At 56.0% G+C, this 868-nt stretch carries 1 protein-coding gene; it reads right to left on the bottom strand.

Features of this window, described 5'->3' with window-relative positions; translation table 11 throughout:
• Positions 1-615 (bottom strand): hypothetical protein (locus NRB20_RS37375; protein WP_227834246.1); only part of this gene is annotated, 615 nt, incomplete at its 3' end.
• Between the last annotated feature and the right edge of the window lie 253 nt (positions 616-868).

The following is an 868-nucleotide window of genomic DNA, read 5'->3' as shown; positions in this document are numbered from 1 at the left end:
ATCATGGCAGCAAGAGCGAACGTTTTTTTCATAAAGATTTTCTCCTTCGTTTCGTTGCTCATTGTGGGGAGTGCCTTCAAACATGTCCAGCGTTTTCGGGTCGCGGTCGTCGTTTGGCCGCTCTTCCGGGCTGAACATCGACATGATCCGGCGGCGGATATCGCCGTCCTTGTTGACCAAGGTTTTGGTCACGAAGGCCGCGTATTCCTTGGCGTTGTCGTAGCCCTTCCAGACCTCGTGAGGGTCCAGCGCGTAGGCGCAAACTCGGCCAGCGACAGGGATGCGGACAAGCGCCCGGTTTTCTTCCAGGTAGGCGAGCCAAGACCGGATAGTCCTGGTAGTCACCTTCATGTGATCGGCCAAAAACTGCTGATCGCAGATCACCGCGCCACAAGTCGGGTCGATGTGCTCGGCAAAGAGGGCGTACAGACCGGCAGCGCCTGAATTGCCCGTAGCAAGCTCCCGTACGCGCCTCCAACCCCTCGAATACACCTGTGTGAACCCCTTGTTCTTCCGCGCTTCCTCGCGCTCCTGAGCCTCTTTCTCGTCCAGCATGGCCAGCTCGCGCTGGCGAATACGCCGTTGAGCGTCCGTCGCTACCGTGATCTGCTGCATGGGCATCCCCTCAAACCGGAAACACTGCATCCGGACAATCGGACGTCAGCTTCCTATTGGTGGAAATTCTATTCCGAGTCGACAGTCCTATGCAAGGATTTTTTTTTCCTATTATAGGAAGTGAGCGGAAGCAAGCTGCTTCCGGTTGTCCGGAAGCCCTGCTTCCTATTACATCCGCCTAACTTATTGTTTTTATTCAAAATCAGTATTTTTCCCTTCTCCTCTAAGGGGCTGCCGCCCCGCCGGCGGCCGC

The sequence above is a fragment of the Nocardia macrotermitis genome, from assembly GCF_009604405.1.
In the GTDB taxonomy this organism is placed as follows: Bacteria; Actinomycetota; Actinomycetes; order Mycobacteriales; family Mycobacteriaceae; genus Nocardia; species Nocardia macrotermitis.
Note: the sequence above shows the minus strand (reverse complement) of the source record. Positions and strands in the feature narration are given on the sequence as shown.